20 protein-coding genes are annotated in these 26,294 nt (G+C 72.5%); 10 read left to right on the forward strand and 10 right to left on the reverse strand.

The features are described from left to right. The first annotated feature begins 59 nt into the window (after window positions 1–59). A complete protein-coding gene (locus ACIQ7M_RS20850; protein ID WP_403646328.1) occupies window positions 60–764 on the forward strand; it encodes a copper homeostasis protein CutC in 705 nt (234 codons plus the stop codon). A 203-nt stretch (window positions 765–967) separates the two neighbouring features. Further along, complete coding sequence (locus ACIQ7M_RS20855) at window positions 968–2,182, forward strand: trypsin-like serine peptidase (protein WP_403646331.1); 1,215 nt, start codon at window positions 968–970, stop codon at window positions 2,180–2,182. A gap of 101 nt (window positions 2,183–2,283) precedes the next feature. Here ACIQ7M_RS20855 and ACIQ7M_RS20860 read toward each other — a convergent pair whose 3' ends face one another. After that, on the reverse strand, window positions 2,284–4,353 hold the full coding sequence (locus ACIQ7M_RS20860; RefSeq protein ID WP_403646334.1) for a HelD family protein: 2,070 nt from the start codon (window positions 4,351–4,353) through the stop codon (window positions 2,284–2,286). Window positions 4,354–4,777: 424 nt separating this feature from the next. On the opposite strand from ACIQ7M_RS20860, the gene ACIQ7M_RS20865 reads away from it, so the two are divergent. Further along, on the forward strand, window positions 4,778–4,972 hold the full coding sequence (locus ACIQ7M_RS20865) for a hypothetical protein (protein ID WP_355766752.1): 195 nt from the start codon (window positions 4,778–4,780) through the stop codon (window positions 4,970–4,972). Between the two features lie 29 nt (window positions 4,973–5,001). Here ACIQ7M_RS20865 and ACIQ7M_RS20870 read toward each other — a convergent pair whose 3' ends face one another. Both ACIQ7M_RS20870 and ACIQ7M_RS20875 read right to left on the reverse strand, forming a co-directional pair. After that, window positions 5,002–6,648 carry a DNA repair helicase XPB gene (locus tag ACIQ7M_RS20870; protein WP_355772419.1) on the reverse strand — a complete coding sequence of 549 codons (1,647 nt, stop codon included), beginning with the start codon at window positions 6,646–6,648 and terminating at the stop codon, window positions 5,002–5,004. Window positions 6,649–6,723: 75 nt separating this feature from the next. Next, on the reverse strand, window positions 6,724–9,279 hold the full coding sequence (locus ACIQ7M_RS20875; RefSeq protein WP_403646339.1) for a helicase-associated domain-containing protein: 2,556 nt from the start codon (window positions 9,277–9,279) through the stop codon (window positions 6,724–6,726). Window positions 9,280–9,800: 521 nt separating this feature from the next. Here ACIQ7M_RS20875 and ACIQ7M_RS20880 point away from each other — a divergent pair. Together ACIQ7M_RS20880 and ACIQ7M_RS20885 are read left to right on the forward strand one after the other, a co-directional pair. Then, entirely contained in the window at window positions 9,801–10,808 is a 1,008-nt protein-coding gene (locus tag ACIQ7M_RS20880; protein ID WP_403646342.1) for a hypothetical protein, read from the forward strand. Between the two features lie 64 nt (window positions 10,809–10,872). After that, a complete protein-coding gene (locus ACIQ7M_RS20885; protein ID WP_403646345.1) occupies window positions 10,873–11,493 on the forward strand; it encodes an HAD family hydrolase in 621 nt (206 codons plus the stop codon). A gap of 88 nt (window positions 11,494–11,581) precedes the next feature. Here the strand turns inward: ACIQ7M_RS20885 and ACIQ7M_RS20890 are convergent, their stop codons facing one another. Beyond that, window positions 11,582–11,833, reverse strand: a complete 252-nt coding sequence (locus ACIQ7M_RS20890) for a hypothetical protein (protein ID WP_355772431.1) — start codon at window positions 11,831–11,833, stop codon at window positions 11,582–11,584. 197 nt (window positions 11,834–12,030) lie between these two features. Here ACIQ7M_RS20890 and ACIQ7M_RS20895 point away from each other — a divergent pair, with 197 nt between their 5' ends. After that, complete coding sequence (locus ACIQ7M_RS20895) at window positions 12,031–12,414, forward strand: cold-shock protein (RefSeq protein ID WP_339130057.1); 384 nt, start codon at window positions 12,031–12,033, stop codon at window positions 12,412–12,414. A gap of 28 nt (window positions 12,415–12,442) precedes the next feature. Here ACIQ7M_RS20895 and ACIQ7M_RS20900 read toward each other — a convergent pair whose 3' ends face one another. The 4 genes from ACIQ7M_RS20900 to ACIQ7M_RS20915 all read right to left on the reverse strand — a co-directional run bounded on the left by ACIQ7M_RS20900 (window position 12,443) and on the right by ACIQ7M_RS20915 (window position 16,021). Continuing rightward, complete coding sequence (locus ACIQ7M_RS20900; protein WP_355772434.1) at window positions 12,443–13,306, reverse strand: 1,4-dihydroxy-6-naphthoate synthase; 864 nt, start codon at window positions 13,304–13,306, stop codon at window positions 12,443–12,445. Beyond that, window positions 13,290–13,988, reverse strand: coding sequence for a futalosine hydrolase (locus ACIQ7M_RS20905; protein ID WP_389844836.1), 699 nt, complete (start codon window positions 13,986–13,988; stop codon window positions 13,290–13,292). Before ACIQ7M_RS20905 ends, ACIQ7M_RS20900 begins: the two co-directional genes overlap by 17 nt. A 26-nt stretch (window positions 13,989–14,014) precedes the next feature. Further along, window positions 14,015–14,521 carry a DUF2771 domain-containing protein gene (locus tag ACIQ7M_RS20910; protein WP_355772437.1) on the reverse strand — a complete coding sequence of 169 codons (507 nt, stop codon included), beginning with the start codon at window positions 14,519–14,521 and terminating at the stop codon, window positions 14,015–14,017. A gap of 75 nt (window positions 14,522–14,596) precedes the next feature. Next, complete coding sequence (locus ACIQ7M_RS20915; protein ID WP_355772440.1) at window positions 14,597–16,021, reverse strand: MFS transporter; 1,425 nt, start codon at window positions 16,019–16,021, stop codon at window positions 14,597–14,599. Window positions 16,022–16,430: 409 nt separating this feature from the next. On the opposite strand from ACIQ7M_RS20915, the gene ACIQ7M_RS20920 reads away from it, so the two are divergent. The 4 genes from ACIQ7M_RS20920 to ACIQ7M_RS20935 all read left to right on the forward strand — a co-directional run bounded on the left by ACIQ7M_RS20920 (window position 16,431) and on the right by ACIQ7M_RS20935 (window position 23,320). Beyond that, window positions 16,431–17,357, forward strand: a complete 927-nt coding sequence (locus ACIQ7M_RS20920) for a DUF3027 domain-containing protein (protein WP_355772443.1) — start codon at window positions 16,431–16,433, stop codon at window positions 17,355–17,357. A gap of 481 nt (window positions 17,358–17,838) precedes the next feature. Further along, window positions 17,839–21,003: a sacsin N-terminal ATP-binding-like domain-containing protein gene (locus tag ACIQ7M_RS20925; protein WP_403646352.1), complete on the forward strand. Its 3,165-nt coding sequence runs from the start codon at window positions 17,839–17,841 to the stop codon at window positions 21,001–21,003. Between the two features lie 299 nt (window positions 21,004–21,302). Beyond that, window positions 21,303–22,106, forward strand: a complete 804-nt coding sequence (locus ACIQ7M_RS20930) for a hypothetical protein (protein ID WP_403646355.1) — start codon at window positions 21,303–21,305, stop codon at window positions 22,104–22,106. 281 nt (window positions 22,107–22,387) lie between these two features. Continuing rightward, window positions 22,388–23,320, forward strand: coding sequence for a hypothetical protein (locus ACIQ7M_RS20935; RefSeq protein WP_403646357.1), 933 nt, complete (start codon window positions 22,388–22,390; stop codon window positions 23,318–23,320). A gap of 15 nt (window positions 23,321–23,335) precedes the next feature. Here the strand turns inward: ACIQ7M_RS20935 and ACIQ7M_RS20940 are convergent, their stop codons facing one another. Together ACIQ7M_RS20940 and ACIQ7M_RS20945 are read right to left on the reverse strand one after the other, a co-directional pair. Further along, window positions 23,336–25,735, reverse strand: a complete 2,400-nt coding sequence (locus ACIQ7M_RS20940) for a cation-translocating P-type ATPase (RefSeq protein ID WP_386983420.1) — start codon at window positions 25,733–25,735, stop codon at window positions 23,336–23,338. 142 nt (window positions 25,736–25,877) lie between these two features. Next, window positions 25,878–26,153: a DUF2530 domain-containing protein gene (locus ACIQ7M_RS20945; RefSeq protein ID WP_386983422.1), complete on the reverse strand. Its 276-nt coding sequence runs from the start codon at window positions 26,151–26,153 to the stop codon at window positions 25,878–25,880. Window positions 26,154–26,294 lie beyond the last annotated feature (141 nt).

A 26,294-nucleotide genomic window follows, 5' to 3' on the forward strand; every position in this document is an offset into this window, starting at 1 on the left:
CCCCCGCCCGCGTACTCTGGATTGGACTAGACCTATAGCGGCCCAAGGGAAGAGGTCCGATGACTGAGCGGAAGAGCGCGGTCCTGGAGGTGATCGCCCTCGGCGTGGAGGACGCGGTCGCCGCTCAGGCCGGCGGTGCGGACCGGCTGGAGCTGGTCACGGACATGGCGGCCGACGGACTGACCCCGTCGGTGGAGACCTTCGCCGGGATCCGCGCTTCCGTCGACATCGCGCTGCGCGTGATGCTGCGCCTGTCCGACGGCTTCTCCGCGGGCGGCACGGCGGGCGTCGACGCTCTCGTGCGGGCCGCGGGCGAACTGCGGGCCGCGGGCGCGGACGAGTTCGTGCTCGGGTTCCTCGACGAGCACGGGAGTCCCGACCTGGCCGCCGTCGAGCGGATCGTCGCCGAACTGGACGGCTGCCGCTGGACGTTCCACCGCGCGATCGACCGCGCCGCCGACCGGGACGCGCTGCGCAAGCAGCTCGGCGACCTGCCCGGCCTCGACGCCTATCTGACCGCCGGGTCCCCGACGGGTGTCGACGACGGGCTCTCCGTCCTCGCCGCCGAGGCCGCCCGCCGCGGCGAACCGGGGTACGAGCCGCGGATCATGGTCGGCGGCGGGCTGCGCCTCGACCATCTGCCGGAGCTGCGCGCGGCGGGCCTCGACGCCTTCCACATCGGTGGCGCCGCGCGTCCGGAGGGCTGGACGGGGCCGGTCTCCGCGGAGTCGGTACGGGAGTGGCGGACCGCCGTCGACGCCTAGGCGGCCGGTTCTCCGGCCCGGGAGGTCACGGATCCATCTCCGCCTCGTAGTTGTTGTGTTGTGAGAGTCACGTGTCGATCACCGCGCGGCTTTTCGCGTGCATATTTGATCTGCCTCGATCGCCCGGGGCATGACAATCACACGGATGTGCGTGCCGGCGAACGCGGTGCGGCAGCACAGCAGCATCAGGGGGACAGGGCTTCATGCCATCCATACGCAGCCGCACGCTCGCGGCGGCCGCCGCCGTGATCGCGGCCGTCATGATCACCACCACGGCCTGTGACAGCGGGAAGGACGACGAGGGGGCCGCCGCGCGGCCCTCGTCGTCCGCCCAGGCCGACAAGGGCGTCGACACCGGCCAGGACGACGGCTCCGTCTCGATCGGCGGCTACAAACTGCCCGACGGCATTCCCACCGAACTCAGCGGCGCCGCCCTGGACAAGTGGAAGAACGGGGGGTGGCAGGACTACAGCGACTGGGCCACCAAGGCGGAGGACTTCGCCAACCCGTACATCAAGGACTTCTGGTCGCCGGAGAAGATGGCGCAGGCCAAGGCCAGCATCCCGGTCGTCCGGGCGGGCAGCACCAGTTCGGGATCGGGCAGCGGCGCCACCTCCTACCTGCCCGACGGCAAGGTGAGGAAGCAGACCGCCGCCAAGGTCAAGAGCACCTATCACCACTACGCGCCGCCCGTCGGCAAGATGTTCTTCTCCTCGCCCGAGGGCAACATGGTCTGCTCGGCCGCCGTCGTCACCGACCCGGCGCACCCCGGCAAGTCCAACCTGGTGTGGACCGCGGGCCACTGCGTGCACGCGGGCAAGGGCGGCGGCTGGTACCGCAACATCGCCTTCGTCCCCTCGTACAACAACGGCGCGAGCCTGACCAGCCGGCAGATCACCAACCCGCGCGCCAAGTCGGTCTCCCCGTACGGCATCTGGTGGGCCGACTGGGCCACCACGTCCTCCCAGTGGATGAAGGGCGGCGGCCACACGGGCAACGCGGCCTCCGGGTACGACTACGCCGTCCTCCACGTCAAGCCCGAGAGCGGCGGCAAGTCCCTTCAGGAGCAGCTCGGTTCGGCCCTGCCGGTGTGGTTCGGAGCGCCGGCCGCCAACAAGGTCACGTCCATGAAGGTCCGCGGCTACCCGGCCGAGGCGCCCTACGACGGCTCGAAGATGTACGACTGCCACGGCGCCACCAAGCGGTTCGTGCTCGCGAGCAACGTCCCCGCCCAGTACATGATCGGCTGCACCATGAACGGCGGCGCGTCCGGCGGGCCTTGGTTCATGAGCCACAACGGCCGGACCTATCTGGTCTCCAACAACTCCCTGAGCGACCGCAAGACGTTCATCACCGGGCCACGCCTCGGCGAGAACGCCAAGCAGGTCTACCTGGCGACCAGCCGAAAGTTCAAGTAGCCCCTGGCGCACAGCGGTTCACGGCCCCCGGCATCCGTGCCGGGGGCCGTCCGCGTCCGTACCAGGGGGCGGCCCGCGTCCGCGCCGGGGCCGTCGTCCGGTCAGGCCAGTTCGGCCGGGAGCGGCGCCGCGTGGGTCACGATCAGCCCCGAGACCGCCCGGGTGAGCGCCACGTACAGGCGGCGCAGCCCGGTGCGCTCGTCCGGCTCGCCGTCCACGACGGCGCCCGGCTCGTCCAGCACCACGTAGTCGTACTCCAGGCCCTTCGCGAGGGAGGCCGGCACCAGTGTCAGCCGGGTCTCGGCCGTCGTCTCCTCGCCCGGACCGATGTACGTCCGCCCGGCCGCCGTCAGCGCCTCGGCGAGCACCGGGATCCGGGTGTCGGCGGCGATCAGTCCGACCGACCCCTCCTGGCCCAGCAGTTCCTCCACCGCGCCCAGGACCTCGGCGTCCGCCGTACGCGCGCGCACCTCGAAGTGGCCCGGGTTCTCCCGCACCGAGGCGACGGGCGTGAGGCCGGGCGCGATGTGCGGCAGCAGCCGGGACGCGTAGGTGATCACGTCCGTGGGGACACGGAAACCCGCGGTCAGCTCCTCGACGACCGCGTCGCCCTTGCCCAGATGCCCGAGGGCCTCCTCCCAGCTCCGGGTCGCCCACGGGGTCGTCCCCTGCGCCAGGTCCCCGAGCACGGTCGCCGACCCCGTCGTGCAGCGCCGGCCCACGGCGCGGTACTGCATCGGCGACAGGTCCTGCGCCTCGTCGAGCACCACGTGCCCGAGGGAGTGCGTGCGCTGGACGAGATCGGTGGCCTCGTCGATCAGCACGGCGTCGGCGGCCGACCACTTCGCGCTCTTCACGCTGCGCACCGGCTTCGCCCAGAGGATCTCCTTCTGCTCGGCCTCGTCCAGCAGCCCCTCCGCGTGCGCGGCGAGGAAACCGGCGTCGGTCAGCAGCCGGAGCACCAGCTTCGCGGGGTCGACCTGCGGCCAGATCGCCTTCACGGCGGCCTTCACGGCGGGGTTGCGGGCGACGGCGTCCTGCACCCGGTCGTCCGGCGCCTCGCCGGAACGCTCCATCTGGACCAGCACGGTGTGCGCGATCCGCTGCGGAAGGGCCTGGTGGGCGGCGCCGTACCGGATGTCCCGGTCCAGCAGCTCCCGGACGATCTCCTCCAGCTCGTACGCGGGAACGCGCCAGCGCCGTGACCCCCTGACCACCATCACGGGCTCGGTGGGGACGGTCACGTGCGAGCGCACGGCCCGGCGCAGCACCTCGGCCATCCGGGCGTCGCCCTTGATCACGGCCGCGGGCGCGTCGTCGCTTCCGCGCACCTCGACGTGCGCGACGAGGTCGTCGACGGTCGCCTGCCTGACCTCCAGCTCGCCGAGCGCGGGCAGGACCTGCTCGATGTAGTGCAGGAAGGACTTGTTCGGTCCGATCACCAGGGTGCCGGTGCGGGCGAGCCGTTCCCGGTGCGCGTACAGCAGATAGGCGACCCGGTGCAGGCCGACGGCGGTCTTCCCGGTGCCGGGACCTCCCTGCACACAGACCGAACCGGACAGCCCGGACCGTACGATCTCGTCCTGCTCGGGCTGGATGGTCGCCACGATGTCGCGCATCGGGCCGACGCGCGGGCGCTCGATCTCCTGCTGGAGCAGCTTGCTGGTGGCCGCGGCCTCGGCCGGGTCGGAGAGGTGCTCGTCCTCGTACGCCGTGAGGTCGCCTCCGGTGTAGCCGAACCGCCGGCGCAGCCCGACGTCCATCGGGTCCTTCTTCGAGGCCCGGTAGAACGGCTGCGACACCGGCGCGCGCCAGTCGATGACCATCGGGTCGCCGTCGGCGTCGTGGACATGCCGGCGCCCGATGTAGAACCGCTCGCCCTCGGCGCCCTCCGCCAGGTCGGAGCCCGGGGCGTGCAGATAGTCGAGCCGCCCGAAGAAGAGCGGGGTGTGGCTGAGGTCGGCGAGGGCCTTGATGCGCTCGGTGATCTGGCGGTGCAGCACCTCGGCGTTCACCCAGTTCGCGGTGACGTCGCGGATGTCGAGGTTCTCCGCGTCCTCACGCATCGCGCGGAGCGCCGAACGGGAGTGGGTGAGGTGGGAGCGCTCGCGGGAGAGGGGATCGTCGGACTCGGAAGGGGCGCCGGGCGGACCGTCGGACAGGGTGGACACGGGGAATTGCCTCCGGAAACCTGCTGTGGGGGTGCTGCGGGAGTGCCGTGGTGCTTCTGGCGGTGCTGCGCGAGTGGTGCAGATCGTGAATCGCCACGGATTCCGTCGGGAATCCCTGCGGAATCCGCGGTGATTCCGGGTGCCGTCCGGTTTCCGGCCGGGCGGCGGCACTCCGTCGAGGGAGGCGGGCAAGACCGAAGATTCTAGGCGAAGGATGGATGCCGGGGCCAATGGTTTTTCCGCGTCCGGGCGCCGCGTCCTCCCGGTGCCCACGTGGCGCCTCAGGGCTCGGCCCGGGAGTCCCTAGGGGGCGGGGTCCGTCGTGAGGCGTACGGCGGGTGGCCCGGAGCGGTACCTGAGGGGTGGGCGAGGTTCGGTCCATGGACCGACGCCGTTCGGGTCGGTGTGGCCGCACCATGGAGATATGAGCGCAGCCACTTTCACCCCAGGTCCTGCCCATCCCGGGCCGGTCGCGCGTGGCGCGACGGCCGTCACTTCCACCCAGCACCGCCACCGCTTCGGCGACGCGCTGAAGGCCGTCAAGGTGTTCGGGCGCGCGGCCATCGAGGTCGTCCTGCTCGGCGAGTACGGCGAAGAAGCCGGCGTACGCCGCCGCTGAACGCGTACGCCCGCTTCTTCGCCGGGCGGCTACTCGGTGTCGGCCAGGATCTCGTCGGCGTCCATGATCCGGTAGGCGTAGCCCTGTTCCGCCAGGAAGCGCTGGCGGTGGGCGGCGAAGTCCTGGTCGATCGTGTCGCGGGCGACCACGGAGTAGAAGTGGGCCTGGTGACCGTCGGCCTTCGGGCGCAGGACGCGGCCCAGCCGCTGGGCCTCCTCCTGGCGGGAGCCGAAGGTACCCGAGACCTGGATGGCCACCGTGGCCTCCGGCAGGTCGATCGAGAAGTTCGCGACCTTGGACACGACGAGCACGCTGATCTCGCCCTCGCGGAACGCGTCGAACAGCTTCTCCCGCTGCGCGTTGCTGGTCTCGCCCTTGATCACCGGCGCGTTCAGGTGCTCACCCAGCTCGTCGAGCTGGTCGATGTACTGGCCGATCACGAGGATCTGCTGACCGGCGAACCGGCGGACCAGCGCCTCGGTCACCTTCCGCTTGGTCGCGGTGGTGGCGCAGAAGCGGTACTTCTCCTCGTTCTCGGCGGTGGCGTACGCGAGCCGCTCGGAGTCGGTGAGGTTCACCCGCACCTCGACACAGTCGGCCGGCGCGATGTAGCCCTGCGCCTCGATCTCCTTCCAGGGCGCGTCGAACCGCTTGGGCCCGATGAGCGAGAAGACGTCCGACTCGCGCCCGTCCTCCCGCACCAGCGTGGCGGTCAGCCCCAGCCGGCGCCGGGCCTGGAGGTCGGCGGTGAACTTGAAGACCGGCGCGGGCAGCAGGTGGACCTCGTCGTAGAGGATCAGGCCCCAGTCGCGGGAGTCGAAGAGCTCCAGGTGCGGGTAGACGCCCTTCCGCCGGGTCGTCAGCACCTGGTAGGTGGCGATGGTGACCGGGCGGATCTCCTTGCGGGTGCCGCTGTACTCGCCGATCTCGTCCTCGGTCAGCGAGGTCCGCTTCACCAGCTCGTGCTTCCACTGCCGGGCGGAGACGGTGTTGGTGACGAGGATGAGCGTGGTCGCCTTGGCCTCCGCCATCGCACCGGCCCCGACGAGCGTCTTGCCCGCGCCGCAGGGCAGCACGACCACGCCGGAGCCGCCGTGCCAGAAGTTCTCCACGGCCTGCCGCTGGTAGGGCCGCAGCGCCCAGCCGGTCTCGTCGAGCTCGATGGCGTGCGCCTCACCGTCGACGTACCCGGCGAGGTCCTCGGCCGGCCAGCCCAGCTTCAGCAGGGTCTGCTTGATCTGGCCTCGCTCGGAGGGGTGCACGGCCACGGTGTCCGGGTCGATCCGGTTGCCGACGAGCGGGGCGATCCGCTTGGAGCGCAGCACCTCCTCGAGGACGGGCCGGTCGGTGGTGGTCAGGACGAGCCCGTGGGCCGGGTGCTTGCTCAGCGTGAGGCGTCCGTAGCGGTCCATCGTCTCGGCGATGTCCACGAGCAGCGCGTGCGGGACCGGATAGCGGCTGAACTCGACGAGCGCGTCCACGACCTGCTCGGCGTCGTGCCCGGCGGCCCGCGCGTTCCACAGGCCGAGCGGGGTCACCCGGTAGGTGTGGATGTGCTCGGGCGCCCGCTCCAGCTCGGCGAAGGGGGCGATGACCCGACGGCAGGCGTCGGCCAGATCGTGATCGACTTCCAGCAGCAGCGTTTTGTCGGACTGGACGATGAGGGGTCCGTTCACACCCGTCCCTTTCTGCGTGGCGGCACCCGGCGCGGATGCTCGGCCAAACGTCCAGTGTGCCCTACCGGCGGGCGGTCACGGCTGGTCGTCGGCCAGCTCCGCGACCCCCGTGACCCGGTGCAGCGGATAGGTGCGGACCTCGTCCGCCGTGTGGTCGTACGCCGTCACGAAGCCGCCCTCGACCCGGATGGGGGCGATGACGCGCTGGCTGGCCGCGCCCTCGGCGTTGACATAGCCGATCCACACCGCCTCGCCCGTCATGACGGCGGCCTGCATGGTCGCGAGGGTCTCGGCGGAGCTGGTGCGGGGCAGGGCGCCGTTGCCGGGACGCCCGGCGGCCGAGTCGTCCTTGCGCGGAGCCGTGGAGGCGAGGTCACCGGCGCGGATCGCGCGGATCGCGGCGCCGAGGAGTGTGGCGTCGGGGACCGGCGGGCCGTCCGGGACGGGTTCGGGGGCCGTGCGCGGCGGCGTGCGGTGGGCGTGCGCCCGGCTGATCAGCACGTCGCCCTCCGCCGACTCGGCGGCCGGCGCGAAGCCCATCGACCGCAGACCGGTGAGGAGCGTCGTCGGGTCGGCCTGCGCGACCAGCACCGTCGGCGCGATCCGCCGCAGCCCGAACTCCTGGGAGCGCTTGTCGGCGATGATCTCGTTGAGCACCGCCTCGTCGTCGCAGCGGACGTACGCCGAGGCCGCCCCGATCCGCAGATGACCGTGCCGGCGCGCCATGTCGTCGATCAGGTAGGCGAGGGGCTGCGGGACCGGCGTGCGGGAGTGGGCGGCGAGGAAGGCGTGCAGGTCGGACGCCGAACGGCCCGCGTCGAGCGCCCGGCGCACCGAGGCCGGGGTGAAGCGGTAGACCGTCGCCCCGCCCTTGGACTCGACGTCCGCGAGCACCCCGAGCGTGTCGGCCAGCGGACGTTCCAGCGGGCCGGGCGCGACCGCCGTCAGATCCGCCTGGAGCAGGACGTGGTCGAGCGGCTCGGGCAGCAGCGGCGCGAGGAGGGCGGCGGCCCGGGCCGCCGCCGCGGCCCGCTCGGCGGGGGAGCGGGGTACGGCGGCCGGCACGGCGGCGGCCACCGGGGAGCGCCGCTTGTGCGCGGGAAGCCTGTCGCCCGGACCCTCCGGCTCCGCCGCCCGCGCGCCCGCCGGGGCGGGCAGGCCCAGCAGCGCCCGCCCCTGCGCGGACAGCGCGCCCCGGCCGGTCACCCCGAGCAGCTCCGTCTCGGAGAGCGTCCAGCGGGCCAGCCGGGCCCGCAGGTCGTCCGGCGAGGGCCGGACGCTGCGCGAGGGCCGTTCCCAGTACAGCCGGGCGAGGAGCGAGTCCGCGTCGGCGGAGGCGCCCTCGGGGAGCTCGGCGAGCAGGGCGAGGACGCGGTGGCGGACCTCGGGTGCCGCGGAGCGGTCGAGGTTCGGGCCGAGCGCCGAGAGCGTACGGTCCTTCGCGTCCCGTCCGCCGACGAGACCGGCCGTGCGGGTCGCCGCGAGCCACGCCGTGGCGAGCCGCGCCCAGCGCTCCGCGGCGGGCAGCTCCAGCCACGCGTCGTACGCGGGTGTCGCCGCGTAGCGTTCGTCCGCCTCGCCGTCCGAGGCCACCAGGCCCGCCGCGTAGGCGAGTTCCACCCAGAACGCGGCGACCGGTTCGGGGACGTCGAGCGCCACCGCCGTCCGCTTCAGGTCCCGCACGCTCAGACCGCCCGCGCGCAGCACGGCGGGGCCGCCCTCGTGCCAGTCCTTCAGCAGTTCCTCGACGGTCGCCAGTGTCGTGTACGCCTGACCGGCCGCGGCGGCGTCCACAGCCTGTGGACGGTGGGTCGTCGCGGCCTCGACCGCGGGCGGCACCGGTTCGGTCACCCGGTGCGCGCGGCCCGCCCGCAGATGCAGGGCGACCTCCCGGGGCAGCACGACCGTGCCCGGCGCCGTCGGCAGCAGCAGCCCCCGTGCGATCAGCCAGCGCAGATGCGCCGCGGGTTCGGCCGTCACCTGCCCGTACGGCGGACCCCACACCAGCCGGGACAGCACCTCCACCGCCTCGGCGGGCGCCTCGTCGAGCAGGGCCGACATCCGGCTCCGGTCGGAGAACAGGGCGCTCAGCGAGGCCACCGCCGACACGGAGTCATGGGTGGACGCCAGCCCCGCCGCGGCCACGATCTCCTGGATGCGCCCCGGCGACATGCCCGCGGTGGCCTCGCCGACGGTCGGTCCGAGTCCCGTCGGGGACGGGTGCTGAGGGGAGGGCGCGAGCAGTTCACGTGCCGTGCGGACGAGCCGGAGCCGGTCGTCGGCCCCCCACAGGAGCGCCTGCTCGCGCAGCGTCCCGAGCGCGTGCGGGAAGGCGGCCGTGACCGCCGGGTCGCCGTCGTCGCCCGCCAGCAGCCCGAGCAGTTCGTCGTACGTCGCCGGCTCCCGCGCCACCGCCAGCGCCTCGGCCGTCCGGAGCGTGAAACGGTCCAGCCGCTCCAGGGCGCGCACGACCGACGCCCGGGTGCCCGCCCGTGTGGCGAGCTGGGTGAGATCCGTGGGGACGGGGGTGATCAGGTCCGGCCGGGACCGCAGGAGGGCGGACAGCGAGGCGTCGTCCCGCGCGCGGAGTGCTTCCGCCAGGGACCGCGGGGCGGTCGTCTCGGGGCTCATCCTGTCAACGGTAGCGGGTGGCACGCCCGCCGGACCCGGCCCCCGGCCGGTGGACCGCCGGGGCGCCCCCGCGATCCAGGACCTGTCATCACATTCCCGCCCGCCCCGCCACCCCGCCCGCCTCCCGACGACCGTTCTCCAGCGCCGCGCGCGCCGCCAGACGACCGTTCTCCGGCGCCGCGCCCCCTCCCGGCCCCCAGCCCCCGGCCCCTGGACGTCTCCCGGCTCCGGCACGCCTCCCCGTGCCCGGTCCCGGTGCCGCACACGTCTGCCGGTGCCCGGCCCCCTGCACGTGTCCCGGCCCCCGGCTCCGGCCCGTCTCCCCGCGCCCGGTCCCGGCGTCGCGTGTCCACCGGTGGCCCGCCGCCCGGCGTCTCGCACGTCTTCCGGCGGCCGGATCCCGGTGGGATGACGCGCCTCGCACGGCAGGCCGAGCCCCGGACCGGACGTTCTCGCGCGGGGGAGAACCGGTACCTTCGTCCCCACGGGGTATCCAACGCACCGGCCCCGGAGGGGACTTCGTGGGGATCGAGAGCGACCAGCTTGTCTTCGACTACCTGAGCCGGGTCGGCGACCTGGCCCAGCAGCGCCAGTTGCCGTCGGGCACCCGCATGCGCCTGGTCACGGAACTGCGCGAGGAGATCGGCCGCCGCCGGGCCGGAGCCGGCGCCGACACCCCCGCCGCGGTCCGCCGCATCCTCGACCGCCTCGGCACCCCCGACGAGATCGTCGCGGCGGCCGGACGGGGCACCCCCGGCGACGAGTCCGGCGCCCGGACCCGGGCCGCCGTGCCCTCCCAGCGCGCCACCGAACGGGAGGAGCGCCCCAAGGGACTGCGCCGCGTCGTCCCCCGCCCCCGCCCGGCCCAGGAGCGGCCCGCCGAGAGCGCCGGCGCCGACGTGCCGTCCCCGCCCCATCTGGCGAGCGCGGCCGAACTGGGCGACAGCGCGACCCGGCCCGACTGGTGGCGCGCCACCGACAGTCCCTTCGGACTCGGCGACAGCGTGCCGGGGTTCGTCGGCGGCGTGGAGATCCCCGAACTGCTCAAGCCGCCGCCGGGGGACGAGGACGGCGGTCCCGGGAAGGAGACGAACCCGGCCGAGGAGCCGGCGGCACCGGACCCCGAGGACGAGCCGGCCGCCGAGACCACCACCGCGCGCCGCCTGCCCCGCCGGCTCCTCCCGCGTCTCGGCGGCTACGCCAACCCGCTGCTCCTGCTCGCCGCCGCCCTCCTCGTCGCGGGCGCGGTCCTCGGCAACTGGTTCGCGCTCGGCCTCGGCTGGCTGATCGCCTACGGCTCGCGCCGGCTGACCCGGGCGGAGTCGAAGTGGGCCGTCCTCGTCCTGCCGGGACTGTCCGCCACGGCCGGCATCGTCTGGCTCTGGGGCCGCTCGGACGGCCGGTGGGGCGACCCCGTCGCCGCGGGCCACATGAACGAGGCGATGGCCGAGACCTGGCCCTTCGTCGTCCGCGGCGCGGCGATCGCCTCGGCCCTGTACCTGGTCTGGCGCTCCCAGCGAAGGCGCTGAGCCCGGCCTCCGAGCCCGGCCTCGGCGAAAAGGCGTGGACCGGTCTCCCGGAGGTCTGGGCACAATGGCGCATATGACCTCACCCGCGCTGACCGTCGGCTTCGACCTCGACATGACCCTGATCGACTCCCGCCCCGGGATCCACGCCTGCTTCGAGGCGCTGGCGGCACGGACGGGGACGTACATCGACTGCGACCTGGTGGTCACACGGCTCGGGCCCCCGCTGGAGCAGGAAATCGCCCACTGGTTCCCGGCCGAGGACATAGCGGCGATGGCCGGTCTCTACCGCGAGATGTACCCGGAGCACGCGATCACCGGCTCGCTCGCGATGCCCGGCGCGCGCGAGGCCGTCACGGCGGTACGGGCGGCGGGCGGCCGCGCGGTCGTCGTGACCGCGAAGTGGGAGCCCAACGCCAGGCTGCACCTGGACCACCTCGCCATCGACGCGGACGAAGTGGTCGGCAACCTGTGGGCCGAACAGAAGGCGGTCGCGCTGCGGGAGCACGGTGCGAGCGTGTACGTCGGCGACCACACCGGCGACGTACGCGGGGCGCGCACGGCACGGGCGTACAGCGTGGCCGTGGCGACCGGGCCGTGCGACGCGGAGGAACTGCGCGCGGCGGGCGCGGACGTCGTCCTCGGCGATCTCACCGAGTTCCCGGCGTGGCTGGAGAACCACCGCTGAGGGCACGCCGGACCCGGCACCGGCCGGAACCGCCGCTGCCGTCAGGGGCGACCGCCGTCAGGGGCGATCGCGTCGGGAACGACCGCCGTCAGGAACGGGCGGCTCGGGCGCGGCGGCGGCCCTGCGCGGCGGACTGGAGCACGCCCGCGGCGGCCAGCAGGAATCCGACGCCCATGAGCATGCTCAAGCCGAACATGTAGAACGGAAAAGGCTTCGTGCCGAACAACAGCGGGGCCACGGTGACCAGTGTGGCCAACGCTCCGATGAAGAACACGATGGCACCGGCACGGATCAGCCCGTCACCGGCTTCAGTGGAATTCGCTTGGGTTTTGTCACGCACCCCACCAGGGTAGTTCCCTGCGCGAAGGAACAATCCAGCGACGTCTTGTCACGAGCCGACGGACCATTAGCCTTGGTACCGGCGGGTCGGCGGACCCGCTGTAGTGCTATCCAGAGGCGTTTAACGGGCAGTTGCCCCTGCAACCACCCGAGCCGTTCCCCGAGAAGTTCCCGACGAGTACGAGGACGAGGACAGACGTGCCCACCGGCAAAGTCAAGTGGTTCAACACTGAGAAGGGCTTCGGCTTTCTCTCCCGTGACGACGGCGGCGACGTCTTCGTCCATTCCTCGGTCCTGCCCGCCGGAGTAGACGCCCTCAAGCCCGGCCAGCGTGTCGAGTTCGGCGTCGTCGCCGGTCAGCGCGGCGATCAGGCCCTTTCGGTGACTCTTCTGGAACCGGCCCCGTCGGTCGCGGCCGCCCAGCGCCGTAAACCGGACGAACTGGCCTCCATCGTCCAGGACCTGACGACCCTGCTCGAGAACATCACGCCCACCCTGGAACAGGGCCGCTACCCGGACAAGACCTCCGGAAAGCAGATCGCCGGCCTGCTGCGCGCGGTCGCCGACCAGCTCGACGTGTGAGGCCCGGGCGAGGACCGGGGACCAGGGATCAGGGGAAAGCCAGCGCGTCCGGTCCGAGGGGCGGTACGAGCCCCTCGGCCGCCGCACGGGTGAGCAGCCCGCGGACCGCCGCGTATCCGGGCTCGCCCAGATCGGCCGTGAACTCGTTGACGTACAGGCCGATGTGCTGGTCCGCGACGCCCGGGTCCATCTCCTGGGCGTGCTCCAGGACGTAGGCGCGGGAGGCCTCGGGGTCGTCCCAGGCGGCGCGGACCGAGGCGCGGGCGGCCTCGGCGAGCTCCAGGAGCCGCTCGGCTCCCAGCGACCGCCTGGCGATGATCGCGCCCAGCGGGATCGGCAGCCCGGTGGTCCGCTCCCAGTGCTCGCCCATGTCGGCGAGCTTGTGCAGCCCGTAGTTCTGGTACGTGAAGCGCGCCTCGTGGATGACGAGCCCCGCGTCGACCTTCCCGTCCCGCACGGCCGGCATGATCTCGTGGAACGGCATGACCACGATCTCGCCGACCCCGCCGGGAACCGTGTCCGCCGCCCACAGCCGGAACAGCAGGTACGCCGTCGACCGCTCGCTCGGCACGGCGACCGTACGGCCCGTCAGGTCGGTCCCGGCCTCCTTCGTCAGCACCAGCGGACCGCAGCCGCGCCCGAGCGCGCCGCCGCACGGCAGCAGCGCGTAGTCGTCGAGGACGTACGGCAGCACGGCGTACGACACCTTCAGCACGTCGAACTCGCCGCGCTCGGCCATGCCGTTGGTGATGTCGATGTCCGCGAAGGTCACGTCCAGCGAGGGTGCCCCCGGGATGCGGCCGTGCGCCCAGGCGTCGAAGACGAACGTGTCGTTGGGGCAGGGCGAGTAGGCGATCCGCAGGGCTTCGGCGGATTCAGGCAGTGCGCTCATGTGGGTTCCAACTCTCCAGGAGGGGCCCCAGCTTCCCGAATGCCCCGGTGAGGGCCGCGAGGGCTTCGCCGATGCGCCAGGCGGCGCGGTCCCGCGGGCCGACGGGATTGGACACCGCGCGGATCTCCAGCACCGGCACACCGTGCGCGCCGGCCGCCTCGGCCACCCCGAAACCCTCCATCGCCTCGGCGAGGGCGCGCGGATGCCGGGCGCGCAGTTCGGCGGCGCGTGCCGCGCTGCCGGTCACGGTCGACACGGTGAGGACCGTGCCGGTGCGGGCGCCGGTGACGGCCGCGACCTCTCGTACGAGTGATTCCGGAGGCCGGTGGCTGACGGTCCCGAAGCCGAGCTCGGTGACCGGGAGGAACCCCTCCGGTGCCTCGGCGCCCAGGTCGGCCGCCACGATGTCGTCGGCGACCACGAGCGAGCCCACGGGCGCGTCGGGCTGGAATCCGCCGGCGATCCCCGCGCAGACGACGAGGCCGTAGGGCGCGCCGTCGAGGGCGGCGGCGGTCAGTGCGGCGGAGACGGAGGCGGCGGCGAGGGCGGGGCCGACACCGGCGGCGAGCAGATCGAGCCCGCCGGTCCGGTGGAGCGTCGCCCCCGGGAGCCGTATCTCCCGCGCCGTGCCGGACGACGCCCCGGCCACCGCTTCCCGCTCCACGGAGACGGCGGTGGCCACGAGCACCCTCGGCCCGGCGGCGGCGATCAGTTGTCCGTGTCCTTCTTGAACTTGAAGGTCCACAGGCCCTTGACCGCCTTGTCGCCCTCCTTGACGGAGACGAGCGTCGAGTTGCCGGTGGCGCCGTACTGCTGGTTGAAGAAGACACTGCCCGGAATGGTCAGGTAGGTCTTCTTGGTGGTCTCGGGCAGGAGCTGCTGCCCGTTCATCAGGATCGTCCAGCCGCTGTCCGCGATCTTCGGGTCCACGCCGAACCGCACGGTCTCGTCCGGGTCGACGGTGATGGACTTGACGTCCTTGGACCGCAGGCAGTCCGTCAGGTCCGCGGTGTTCACGGTGTCGCCGTCGTTGTAGCAGTCGGTCTCGGTGCTCACCGACTTGGTTCCGACCGTGACGGTGGCCATCGGGGTCGGCTTGTCGCAGGCGGACAGGGCGAGGAGTCCGGCGGAAACGGCGCCGACAGTGGCGACGGCGCGGCGACGGCGCGCAGCGCCTTGTCCATTGGCGGCTCTGCCGCGGGGCAGGGAGGTCATGACCGAAGGCTATCGGGCACGCCCACCCGTGCCCCCACGTGGGGTGCGGCGTGCCGTGCGAGGCCCCCGCGCGGCTCAGGAGACGCGGCTGCGGGCGGATCCCCCGCGACGGGCCACCAGGAGCAGTCCCCGCACGGTCGTCAGCCATCCGACGGCGACGATCCCGGCGGCCACGGAGAGGCCGAGCGGACCGTTGAGCGGCATCGCGATGCCGATGGCTCCGCCGAGCACCCAGGCCATCTGGAGCAGTGTCTCGGAGCGGGCGAACGCCGAATTCCGGACAAGTTCCGGGACGTCTCGCTGGATCAGGGCGTCCAGGGACAGCTTGGCGAGTGCCTGGGCGAAGCCGGCGATCGCCGCGAGGCACGCGATCATCAGGGTGCCGAAGAAGAGCGCCGCCGTGATCGCGGCGGCCACCACGACCGCCACCACCGTCACGATGATGATCTCCGGGGAGCGTTGCTTCAGCCAGGCTCCGACGGCCGTGCCGAGCGCGTTGCCCACGCCCGCCGAGACGACCACCAGGCCGAGCGAGACCGCGGCGCTCTTGCCGGTGAGTGGGTGCTCGCGCAGCAGGAAGGCGAGGAAGAAGATCAGGAAGCCGGACAGGCAGCGCAGCGAGGCGTTGGCGCCGAGGGCGTGGGTGACGGCCGTTCCCACGGTCCGCAGTCCGGGGCGCGGGGGTTTCTTCAGGCGCGGGCCGTGCAGATGGTCCGGGTCGGCGGCGAGCAGCGCCGTGTCCTCGCCCTTGGCGGAGTCGACCTTGGGCGGCAGCGAGAACGACAGGAATGTGCCCAGGATGAAGATCGTGAAGGCGCCGTAGAGCGGATAGCGCGCTCCCGCCGACTGGAGCAGGATGGCGATCGGCCCGGCCACACCGGTGGCCAGGAGTCCACCCAGAGTGACCCGGGAATTGGCTTTGACCAGGGAGAACGTGGGTGGCAGGAGCCGGGGTACGACGGCGCTGCGCACCACGCCGTACGCCTTGGAGGCGACGAGTACGCCGAGCGCGGCGGGATAGAGCTCGAAGGTGCCGGTGACGACGGCGCTCGCCAGAATCAGCGCGAGCATCGCCCGAGCGAGCATCGAGCCCGCCATCGCGGCCCGCCTGCCGTGCGGCAGCCGGTCGAGCAGCGGGCCGATCACGGGGGCGAGGACGGCGAAGGGCGCCATCGTGATGCCCAGGTAGAGGGCGACCCGGCTGCGGGCCTCGTCGGTCGGTACGGAGAAGAACACGGTGGACGCCAGCGCCACCGTGATCATGACGTCGCCCGCGCCGTTCACCGCGTGCAGTTCGATCAGTTTCCCGAGACCCGACTCGCCCGCTCCGTGCGCGTGCGTGGCCTTGCGGATGCCGCGGGCGGTCCGTGACACGGGGAAGTGCAGGGCACGCCCGACCGCACGGACGGATCCGGCAACCCGGCCCGATCCGCCACTCCGGTTGCTCCCCTTGGCGCCACCGACTCCGGTTGCTCCCTGGGGTGACCTTGCGGACGCCACTCCGTCATAGTGCCCCGAGTTCGGGGTGCGTAGTGCGGTTACCGCGCGTATGGGGGCCGAGTGGGGCCCATCGGACTGGGCGAGACGGGTGGGCGCGGGGAAAACATTCGTCGCGCGGCGCGGCGGAGCGGGGGACTCCGGGGGCCGAGGAGCGCCGAAGATCCCGGCGCGGAGCACCGAAGAAGGCCGCCGGTGTGGGCCCAGGGGCCAGGAGAAGGTAGCGTGCGTAACGCGCCTGCGGCGATTGTTCTCGGCCGCGCGCCTCTCGGCCATCCCGCAGAATGGATGGCGTAGGTGCGCCCGAGTGCGATCGGGCGCGGACGTCGACGCGGCCCAACGGTCCGCTCCGTCCGCACCCCCGCCGAGGACTGGCGCACCCGTGAGACGGCGTAGGAGAGAAGCGATACCTGTGAGCGCAGCGACAACGCGAAGCCGCACCCCGGACCGTCTGTGCGCCGAGGCCGTCGACCTCGCCCGCGCGGCAGCCGAGGAAGCCGCCTATCCCGGCATCGTGGGCGAGCATCTCGGGATGGTCTCCGAGGGGGACCGTGTTGTCACGCACTACTTCGAGTGCAAGGAACCCGGTTACCGCGGCTGGCGCTGGGCGTCGACCGTGGCCCGTGCCTCCCGGGCGAAGATCGTCACTCTCGACGAGACGGTGCTGCTGCCCGGCACGGACGCCCTGCTGGCCCCGGAGTGGGTGCCGTGGAGCGAGCGGCTCCGCCCCGGCGACATGGGCCCCGGGGACCTGCTCCCCACGGACGCCGAGGATCTCCGGCTGGAGCCGGGCTGGTCCGGCGAGGACGAGCCTGCGCCGAACTCCGCGGTCTCCGAGGACATGGCCGAGCTGGTGGAGGCGGAGGACGCCGAGGTGACCGCGGGCACGCCCGCGCATCTGCCCATGGCTCCGCGCCGGGGCTCGATCGCCGCCGTCGCCGAGGAACTGGGGCTCCGCCGGGCCCGGGTGCTCTCCCGGTACGGGCTGCATGTCGCGGCCGACCGCTGGGAGGACTCGTTCGGTGCCAAGACGGCGATGGCGCAGGCCGCGCCCGCCACGTGCGTGAGCTGTGGCTTCCTGAACCGGATCGGGGGCTCGCTCGGGCAGGCGTTCGGTGTCTGTGCGAATGAGTTCTCGCCCGCGGACGGGCGTGTGGTGTCGCTCGCGTACGGGTGTGGGGGGCACTCCGAGGCCGCCGTCATGCCGGCGCCGCCGCGGCCGCCGCTTCCCGTGATCGACGAGACCCAGGTGGACCCGTTCCCGCTGCGTCCGTCCCCCGACTCGGGCTCGGTCCCGTCGACCACGGACGATTCCCAGGCGGAACTGGGCCACTCGTAGTTTTCACTGGCCTCGGGGCCGGTGAACGAGGCAGGTGCTGTCCCCGGCGAACGGGCGGCCGAACCCCGGGTCCGGGGAACCGGCGGTGAGCGGGCGGCCGAACCCCGGGTCCGGGGAACCGGGGCTTACACCTTCCCCGGTACGGACGCGCCGAGCCGTTCCTTCGCCCCCTCCGCCCCTACCCGTCCCGTACCCGGGGCTCCGCCCCGGACCCCGCTCCTCAAACGCCGGAGGGGCTGAATCTTCGCCGGCCACGACGCACCCGCAGCCGGGATCCGGCGCGAGGGGACGTGCCGGTGCATCGATGCCCGTCGCCACCGACCGTCACGTCTCCGTCCGACGGCGACGGGCTGATGCACCGGCACGGCCCCGACCCACCCACCCCGGACCCCGCCCGGAGCAGGGCAGAGCGCGCGGTACCTTCAAGCCGCGACCCGGTGCAGCATTCGCGGTCGCGTCAGGCGAGAGGGAGAGTGAACCCGTGAGTAAGTTCGTGCGGCCGGCTGCCGAGGGTGCGGACCCGTTCGGCACGGCCCGCCTGCGCCGCGGAGTACTGGACGCCTGGGCGGCCAGCCCGGCCAGGTTCCGCGAGGACGCCAACGCCGAGGAGGACCTCGTCCTCGGCGGGTACCGCGACCGCCTCGTCGTGGAACTCGCCCAGAACGCCGCCGACGCCTCGGCCCGCGCCGGCACCCCCGGCCGCCTTCGCCTCACGCTCCGCGACGGAGTCCTGGTGGCGGCCAACACCGGCGCCCCCCTCGACGCGGTCGGCGTCGAGTCCCTCGCCACCCTCAGGGCCTCCGCGAAGCGGGACGCCGACGACACGACGGCCGTGGGCCGCTTCGGCGTCGGCTTCGCCGCGGTCCTCGCCGTCACCGACGAGCCCGCCGTCGTGGGCCGGCACGGCGGCGTCCGCTGGGCGCTCGCCGAGGCCCGCGACCTCGCCGCCGGCACCGCCGCGGACAGCCCCGGCCTCGGCGACGAGATCCGCCGACGGGACGGCCACGTACCACTGCTGAGGCTGCCGTTCGCGGCCGAGGGCACCGCCCCGGACCCGTACGACACCGCCGTGATCCTCCCGCTGCGCGACACCGCCGCCGAGGACCTCGCCGAGCGCCTCCTGCGGGACATCGACGACGCCCTCCTGCTGGCCCTCCCCGGCCTGGAGGAAGTGGTCGTGGAGATCGGCGACGCCGAGGTCCGCACCCTGCGCCGGACCGCCGCCGAGCACGGCGCCGTCATCGACGACACCCGCGACGGCACCACCCGCTACCGCACCGTCGCGGCGCACGGCCCCCTCGACACCGCCCTGCTCGCCGACCGCCCGGTCGAGGAGCGCCTGCGCCCGCACTGGTCCGTGACCTGGGCCGTCCCCGTGGACGCCGAGGGAGCCCCGGGCCGCCCGAGGACCAGCCCCGTCGTGCACGCGCCGACGCCGAGCGACGAAGCCCTCGGTGTGCCCGCGCTCCTCATCGCCTCCTTCCCGCTCGACACCACCCGCCGCCACGCCGCCCCCGGCCCGCTGACGGACTTCCTGGTGGAGCGCGCGGCGGACGCGTACGCCGAACTCCTCGCCGCCTGGCGGCCGGTGGACACCGGGATCATCGACCTGGTGCCGGGCCCGCTCGGCAAGGGCGAGCTCGACGGAGCGCTGCGCCAGGCGATCCTGGACCGGCTGCCGCGCACCGCGTTCCTGCCGCTCGCCGCCCCGCCGGCCCGGCTGCCGGCCGTCGACACCCCCGAGGACTGGCCCGGGAGCAGCCCCGCGGAGGCCCCCGCCGCCCTGCGGCCGCGCGACGCCGAGGTGGTGGAGGGCGCGGGCGCCGAGACCGTCCGGGTGCTCGCCGAGGTGCTGACCGGCCTGCTGCCCGCCGGGCTCGAACGACGGGTGGAGCTGCGCACGCTGGGCGTCGCCCGGGTCCCGCTCACCGAGGCCGTGGACCGGCTGGCCGGCCTGGAGAAGGACCCGGAGTGGTGGCACCGCCTGTACGACAGCCTCGCCGGGGTCGACCCGGACCGGCTGTCGGGTCTGCCGGTGCCGCTGGCCGACGGCCGTACGACGATCGGCCCCCGCCAGATCCTGCTGCCCACCCCCGAGGGGTCCCTGGTGGCCCCCGGCACGCTCGCCAGGCTCGGCCTCAAGGTCGCGCACCCCGACGCGGCCCACCCCCTCCTGGAGAAGCTGGGCGCGTTGCCGGCCTCGCCTCGCGCGGTGCTCACGACGCCGCAGGTGCGGGCCGCGGTGGCCGCCTCGCTCGACGACGAGGGCGGCGCGTGGGACGAGGACACCCTGGACGCGGAGGAGCTCGCGGACACCGTCCTCGCGCTGGTCCGTGACGCCGCGCTCGAACCCGGCGACGAGCCCTGGCTGGGCGCGCTCGCGTTGCCGGACGACGAGGGCGAACTCGTGCCCGCCGGTGAACTCGTGCTGCCCGGCAGCCCGTTCGCCCGGATCATGCGCGAGGACGAACTCGCCTTCGTCGACGACGAGCTCGCCGACCGCTGGGGCGAGCAGCCCCTCGCGGCCTGCGGCGTGCTCGCCGGCTTCGCCCTGGTGCGCGCCACCGACCTCGTGCTCGACCCGGACGAACTGGAGCCGCGCGAGGGGGACTTCGCCGAGACTGACGACGCGGGTCTGCTGGACGCGGTGGACGTGTGGTGCGAGGACGTCCTGGACAGGCTGCCCGACTCGCCGGTGCCGCCCGTCGCGACCGAGATCGTGGCCGTACGGGATCTGGACCTGGTGGACGACGACCGGTGGCCGCAGGCCCTGGCGCTGCTCGCCCAGCCGCCGCTGCGGGACGCGATCATTCAGCAGGTGCGCGTCCTGCTCCCGGACGGCACGCACGAGATCGTCCGGCCGTACACGGCGTGGTGGCTGCGCGGGCATCCGGTGCTCGACGGGCGCAGGCCGGCCGGTCTGCTGGCCGCCGGCGGCGATCCGCTGCTGCGTGGTCTGTACGACGAGGCCGACGCGACCGGTTTCGACGACGAGCAGGTCCTGCGGGCGCTCGGTGTCCGGACCTCCGTTGCCGCCCTGCTCGACGAACCGGGCGGCGCGGCCGAACTGCTCGACCGGCTCGCGGAACCCGACCGTCCCGTCTCCGGAGCCCAACTGCACGGCCTGTACAGCGCGTTGGCAGATCTCGACCCCGAGCGGGTGACGCTGCCTGACGAGCTGCGGGCGGTCGTGGACGGCGAGGTGCGGGTCGTGGACGCGGCCGACGCCGTGGTCGTGGACTCGCCGGATCTGCTGGCCTTCACCGATGGGATGCCGCTGCTGCCGGTGCCTCCGGCGCGGGCCGCCGAGCTCGCCGAGCTGTTCCAGGTGCGCCGGCTCAGCGAGTCGGTGACCGGTGAGGTGACCTCCGAGGGCACCGAGCACGACGTACCGGAGTCCGTACGGGTCCTGCTGGGCCCCGCGACCCCCGCCTCGTACGTGGAGCACGAGGAGCTCGTGGTCGACGGCACCGAGATCGACTGGCGCCGCACCCGGGACGGGGTCCTGCACGCTTCCACTCTGGAGGGTGTCGCTGCCGGACTCGCCTGGGCGGCGGGCCAGTGGCCGCGCCGCTTCGAGGTCGCCGCGCTGCTGGAGGACCCGTCCCGCACGGAGGAACTGGCCCGGGACCGCTGGTTCGACTGATTGCCCCGACCGGCCGGGTCCGTGCCGTCCGCGGACGACACGTCTCGTTCCCCCGGTCCCGCCCGGTCCCGCCCGGTCCCGGAGACTCCGGGGCCGGGCGTTTCTCCGTGTTTCGCCATTCCCGCGTAACGCGAACCTAAAAACTGCGACTTCTTCACCCCGCCCGTACAACCAGTCCCACCCCTCACTAATCTCACCCCTTGAGTCAACAGACTCACTGATCACTTGGGTCCCGTGCTGACGACGAGCCGTGAGGAACGACCACCGCCGGGACCCCCTTTCTCCACTTGGGGAACCCCATGCGCATACGAGCCACCGTGGCCGCCGTCACCGGCGCCCTGGCCCTTTCCGCTCTCGCCGTGCCGGCCGCGCAGGCCGCAGGCAACCCGGTGTCCGACGTCACCGTCTCCAACGTCGTGATCAACAGCGGCAAGAACATCGTCGTCGGCGCTTCCGCGCAGGTCACGGTCAGCGCGACCTACACCGTGACGCACCCCGCGAGCGTCAGCGCCGGCTCCTTCGTGAGCGGTCCGCTGCTCTACCGCGGTACCTCGATCACCGCGCCGAGCGAAGCCCTCATCGGCGGCGACGACCCCGGCACCTGCACCGCCTCCTCCTCCACCGTGCTCAAGTGCACGGCCAAGATCCAGTTCCGTCCGGCCGCCACCGGCGACCACGACGACCTGGCCAACTCCCAGGCCGGCGCCTGGAAGGTCGGCTCGGTCGTCATCGACAACGACGACCACGTCAAGTGGCAGAGCAACCTGGGCGCCCAGAAGGTCCAGCGTCTGTCGAAGCTGACGGTCGACGCCGCGCCCGAGCCGGTCAAGAAGGGCAAGACCATCACGGTCACCGGCGCCCTGACCCGCGCGAACTGGGACAACCACAAGTACCAGGGCTACACGGGCCAGCCGGTGAAGCTGCAGTTCCGCAAGGCGGGCAGCACCACCTACACCACGGTCAAGACGGTCACCACGGACAGCGCCGGCAAGCTGAAGGCGACCACGACGGCCACCGCCGACGGGTACTTCCGCTACAGCTTCGCGGGCACCACGACCACCCCGGCCGTCAGCGCCGCGGGTGACTACCTCGACGTTCAGTAACACCGGAACGCCCGGTCACACCTGAACACCCGATGCCACCAGGAATCCCCGGCCCCCAGGGCCGGGGATTTCGGTTTGTCCCGATCCCCGTACGAACGCCGAGCCCGGCCCTGAGCCCGGCCGAAAGAGACGCACAAAGATTTCATCTCCCGTACAACCCTTCGTGCGTCCGGATGATCTCCTCTTCCGAGTCAACTGACTCCACCAACACGTGGGCCCCGTGTGAAGACGAGCCGTAAGGAACGACCACCGTCGGGGCCCCTTCTCCACTTGGGGATTGCATGCGCATACGTGCCACTGTGGCCGCCGTCTCCGGCGCCCTGGCTCTCTCCGCCTTCGTCGTGCCGGGCGCCCACGCCGCCGACTCCTCCTCGTACCGCACCGATGTCGCCAAGGTGCGGGAGGCCGCTCACGCCGCGTCCGGCAAGAGCGCGTACACCGGCTCGACCGGCGCTGTCGACGGCGTTCCGTACGACCTCGACGTCACCTTCTCCAACATCAAGGTCAACGGCGGCAAGGCCATCGCCGTCGGCATCAGCAACCACGTGAGCGTCCCGGTCACGTACACCCTGAACCACGGTGCCGGCGTCGACATCACCGCCGACGACTTCCTGAACGGCCCCTACCTCTACAAGGGCTCGTTCGACACGCCGGACAACATGCTCTTCGGCAACAACCCGGGGACCTGCACCGCCACCTCGGCGACCGCCGCCTCCTGCAAGGCGGGCATCGACATCTACCCGGCCGAGGGCGAGCTGCTCAACTCGGACGCGGGCGCCTGGAAGGCCGCCGGCCTGGCCATCGCGTACAACGGCGAGGACCCGGCCGACGAGAACATCGACCTGAGCAAGGTCGGCGTCGCGGACCAGGGCGGTTTCACCTCCCCCAACGTCCAGCGCTACTCCAAGCTGACCGTCAACGCCGCGCCGGAGCCCGTGAAGAAGGGCAAGACCGTCACGGTCACCGGCAAGCTCTCCCGCGCCAACTGGGAGGACAACGCCTACCACGGCTACACCGGCCAGTCGGTGCAGCTCCAGTTCCGCAAGAAGAGCAGCAGCACCTACACCACCGTCAAGACCATCAAGACGGACGGCTCCGGCAACCTGAAGACCACCACGACCGCCACTGTCGACGGATACTTCCGTTACAGCTTCGTGGGCACCTCGACCACCCCGGCCGTCAAGGCCGCGGGTGACTACGTCGACGTGCGCTAGTCGCTGACGTAGCCCCTACGCGGGAACGCGGCGGTCGACCCATCTCCACAGGAACTCCAGGACGGCCGCCGCTGTCACCGATATCAGCACCGCGATCCACGGCATCGTCGTGCCGACCAGCTTCAGCGCGAAGAAGTGCTGGAGCCCCGGCACCACGAGCACGAGCAGGAACGCCCCGCCCATCGAGGCGACGAGGCAGATCCGCCACCAGGTGTAGGGCCGGGCGATGATCGCGAGCACCCACATCGAGACCAGGAACAGCGTCAGCGTCGCGGCGCTCGTCTCCGCCTCCAGCGAGCCCTCTCCCGTGTAGTAGTGGCGCGCGATCAGGTACATCGCGAAGGTCGCCGTTCCCGCGACCACGCCGCCCGGGATCGAGTACCGCATCACCCGCCGTACGAAGTGGGGCTGGGCGCGCTCCTTGTTGGGGGCGAGGGCGAGGAAGAAGGCCGGGACGCCGATCGTGAGGGTGGACAGCAGGGTCAGATGGCGCGGCAGGAAGGGGTACTCCACCTGCCAGCACACCACCAGCACGGCCAGCAGCACCGAGTAGACCGTCTTGACCAGGAACAGCGTCGCGACCCGGGTGATGTTCCCGATCACCCGGCGGCCCTCCCCGACCACCGAGGGCAGGGTCGAGAAGCTGTTGTTCAGCAGCACGATCTGGGCCACCGCGCGGGTCGCCTCGGACCCCGAGCCCATGCTCACCCCGATGTCGGCGTCCTTCAGGGCCAGGACGTCGTTCACGCCGTCGCCGGTCATCGCCACCGTGTGCCCGCCGGCCTGCAGGGCGCCGACCATGTCCCGCTTCTGCTGCGGGGTGACCCGCCCGAAGACCGTGCCCTTCTCCAGGGACTTGGCCATCTCCTCGCGCTCGTCCGGCAGCCGGCGCGCGTCCACGACCTCGCCGGTGAGTCCCAGCTTTCCGGCGACCGCTCCCACCGACACCGCGTTGTCGCCGGAGATGACCTTGGCCTTGACGTCCTGCTCGGCGAAATAGCGCAGGGTGTCGGCCGCGTCAGGACGCAGCCGCTGCTCCAGCACGATCAGTGCGGCGGGCCGGGCGGCCTCCGCGACAGCGGGGTCGTCGAGATCCTTGGTGGTCCGCGCGAGCAGCAGTACCCGCAGGCCCGCCTCGTTGAGCCGCTCGGTCTCGGCCAGAGCCGCGTCATCGGGTTCCAGCAGGACGTCGGGGGCGCCGAGCAGCCAGGCGCTCGACTCGCCGTTGCCCTCGCTGAAGCCGGCGCCGCTGTACTTGCGGGCGGAGGAAAACGGCAGGGACTGGGTGCAGCGCCACTCCTCGCTGTCCGGGTAGGCGGCGATGATCGCCTGGAGGGAGGCGTTCGGCCGCGGATCCGACTCGCCGAGCGCGCCGAGGACCTTGCGCAGATACGGCTCGTCGGTGCCTCCGAGCGGGCGCAGCTCGGTGACGTCCATGCCGCCCTCGGTGAGGGTGCCCGTCTTGTCGAGGCAGACGGTGTCGATGCGGGCGAGGCCCTCGATGGCGGGAAGTTCCTGGACGAGGCACTGTTTTCGGCCGAGGCGGATGACGCCGATCGCGAAGGCGACGGAGGTGAGCAGAACCAGGCCCTCCGGGACCATCGGCACGATTCCGCCGACGGTCCGCGCGACGGAGTCCTTGAAGCCGTGCTGCTTGACGACGAGCTGGCTGATGATCAGGCCGATGGCGGTCGGGATCATCATCCACGTCACGTACTTGAGGATCGTGGAGATACCGCTGCGCAGCTCGGAGTGGACGAGCGTGAACCGCGAGGCCTCCTCCGCGAGCTGTGCCGCGTACGCCCCCCGGCCCACCTTCGTCGCCGTGAAGGCGCCGCCGCCGGCGACGACGAAGCTGCCGGACATCACCGGGTCGCCGACGTGCTTGACCACGGGGTCGGCCTCACCGGTGAGCAGCGACTCGTCGATCTCCAGCCCGTCGGCCTCCGCGCAGGTGCCGTCGACGGCGACCTTGTCGCCCGGCCCGATCTCGATGAGGTCCCCGAGCACGATCTGCGAGGAGCGCACCTCGGCGGCGACCCCGTCCCTGCGGACGGTGGGTTTCACCTCGCCGATCACCGCGAGCGAGTCCAGCGTCTTCTTGGCGCGCCACTCCTGGATGATGCCGATCCCGGTGTTGGCGATGATCACGTAGCCGAACAGGCTGTCCTGGAACGGCGCCACGAACAACATGACCAGCCAGAGCACGCCGATGATCGCGTTGAAGCGGGTGAACACGTTCGCCCGGACGATCTCGCCCACGGAGCGGCTGCTGCGCACCGGTACGTCGTTCACCTCGCCGCGCGCGACCCGCTCGGCCACCTCGGCGGCCGACAGCCCCTCGGCCCGCCCGGAGGCGGGTATGGGCACGGGGTGAACGGGATCCAGTCCGGCGCCCGCGTCGGTGTGGGTCATGCCTTCGACGGTACGTGCGGATATGCGGCTTCACCCGCCGAGTGCGTCAAAGTTCCGACCTGGGGAGGACGGGGAGCGGCGGGTCGTGCTGCCGTGGGTGGAGAAGGCCCCTCACTCCACCACGGGGGTACGGGGGAGCCGTCTACTCCGTCACGGGGGCGGCGGGGGAGCCGTCCGCCTGAGCGCGCTTGATCGCGGCGTCACGCTTGCGGACGTACCAGACGCCGATCAGCCCGAGGCCCGCGCCGGCCAGGCAGGTCCACAGCCACCACAGGTGTCCGTGGTCGTCGAACCAGCCGTAGAACGGGAGCTGCACCAGGAAGAGGACGAACCAGAGGATCGTGCCGCCCGTGATGGTGGCGACGACGGGGCCCTCCAGGGGCTCCGGCGCCTCGTGCTTGGGGGTCCACTTCGCCATGTGCACAGCTTACGAGGACCGGCGACCGGTTGTGTTCGCACCCTGTCTCCCTTGCGCCACAAGGGTCTACGCGCGGAGATAGCGATTTCTGACTCATATGTTCATACTGAAACGGTCCGAGTCTGGCCAGTTGTATTCGTA

Source organism: Streptomyces sp. NPDC096324 (genome assembly GCF_044763015.1).
GTDB lineage: Bacteria > Actinomycetota > Actinomycetes > Streptomycetales > Streptomycetaceae > Streptomyces.

What these genes read in the sequence shown, in the direction of transcription:
- ACIQ7M_RS20850 (WP_403646328.1), top strand. Translation starts at nt 60, where the DNA reads ATGACTGAGCGGAAGAGCGCGGTCCTGGAGGTGATCGCCCTCGGCGTG.
- ACIQ7M_RS20855 (WP_403646331.1), top strand. Translation starts at nt 968, where the DNA reads ATGCCATCCATACGCAGCCGCACGCTCGCGGCGGCCGCCGCCGTGATC.
- ACIQ7M_RS20865 (WP_355766752.1), top strand. Translation starts at nt 4,778, where the DNA reads ATGAGCGCAGCCACTTTCACCCCAGGTCCTGCCCATCCCGGGCCGGTC.
- ACIQ7M_RS20875 (WP_403646339.1), bottom strand. Translation starts at nt 9,279, where the DNA reads ATGAGCCCCGAGACGACCGCCCCGCGGTCCCTGGCGGAAGCACTCCGC.
- ACIQ7M_RS20885 (WP_403646345.1), top strand. Translation starts at nt 10,873, where the DNA reads ATGGCGCATATGACCTCACCCGCGCTGACCGTCGGCTTCGACCTCGAC.
- ACIQ7M_RS20900 (WP_355772434.1), bottom strand. Translation starts at nt 13,306, where the DNA reads ATGAGCGCACTGCCTGAATCCGCCGAAGCCCTGCGGATCGCCTACTCG.
- ACIQ7M_RS20910 (WP_355772437.1), bottom strand. Translation starts at nt 14,521, where the DNA reads ATGACCTCCCTGCCCCGCGGCAGAGCCGCCAATGGACAAGGCGCTGCG.
- ACIQ7M_RS20930 (WP_403646355.1), top strand. Translation starts at nt 21,303, where the DNA reads ATGCGCATACGAGCCACCGTGGCCGCCGTCACCGGCGCCCTGGCCCTT.
- ACIQ7M_RS20935 (WP_403646357.1), top strand. Translation starts at nt 22,388, where the DNA reads ATGCGCATACGTGCCACTGTGGCCGCCGTCTCCGGCGCCCTGGCTCTC.
- ACIQ7M_RS20940 (WP_386983420.1), bottom strand. Translation starts at nt 25,735, where the DNA reads ATGACCCACACCGACGCGGGCGCCGGACTGGATCCCGTTCACCCCGTG.
- ACIQ7M_RS20945 (WP_386983422.1), bottom strand. Translation starts at nt 26,153, where the DNA reads ATGGCGAAGTGGACCCCCAAGCACGAGGCGCCGGAGCCCCTGGAGGGC.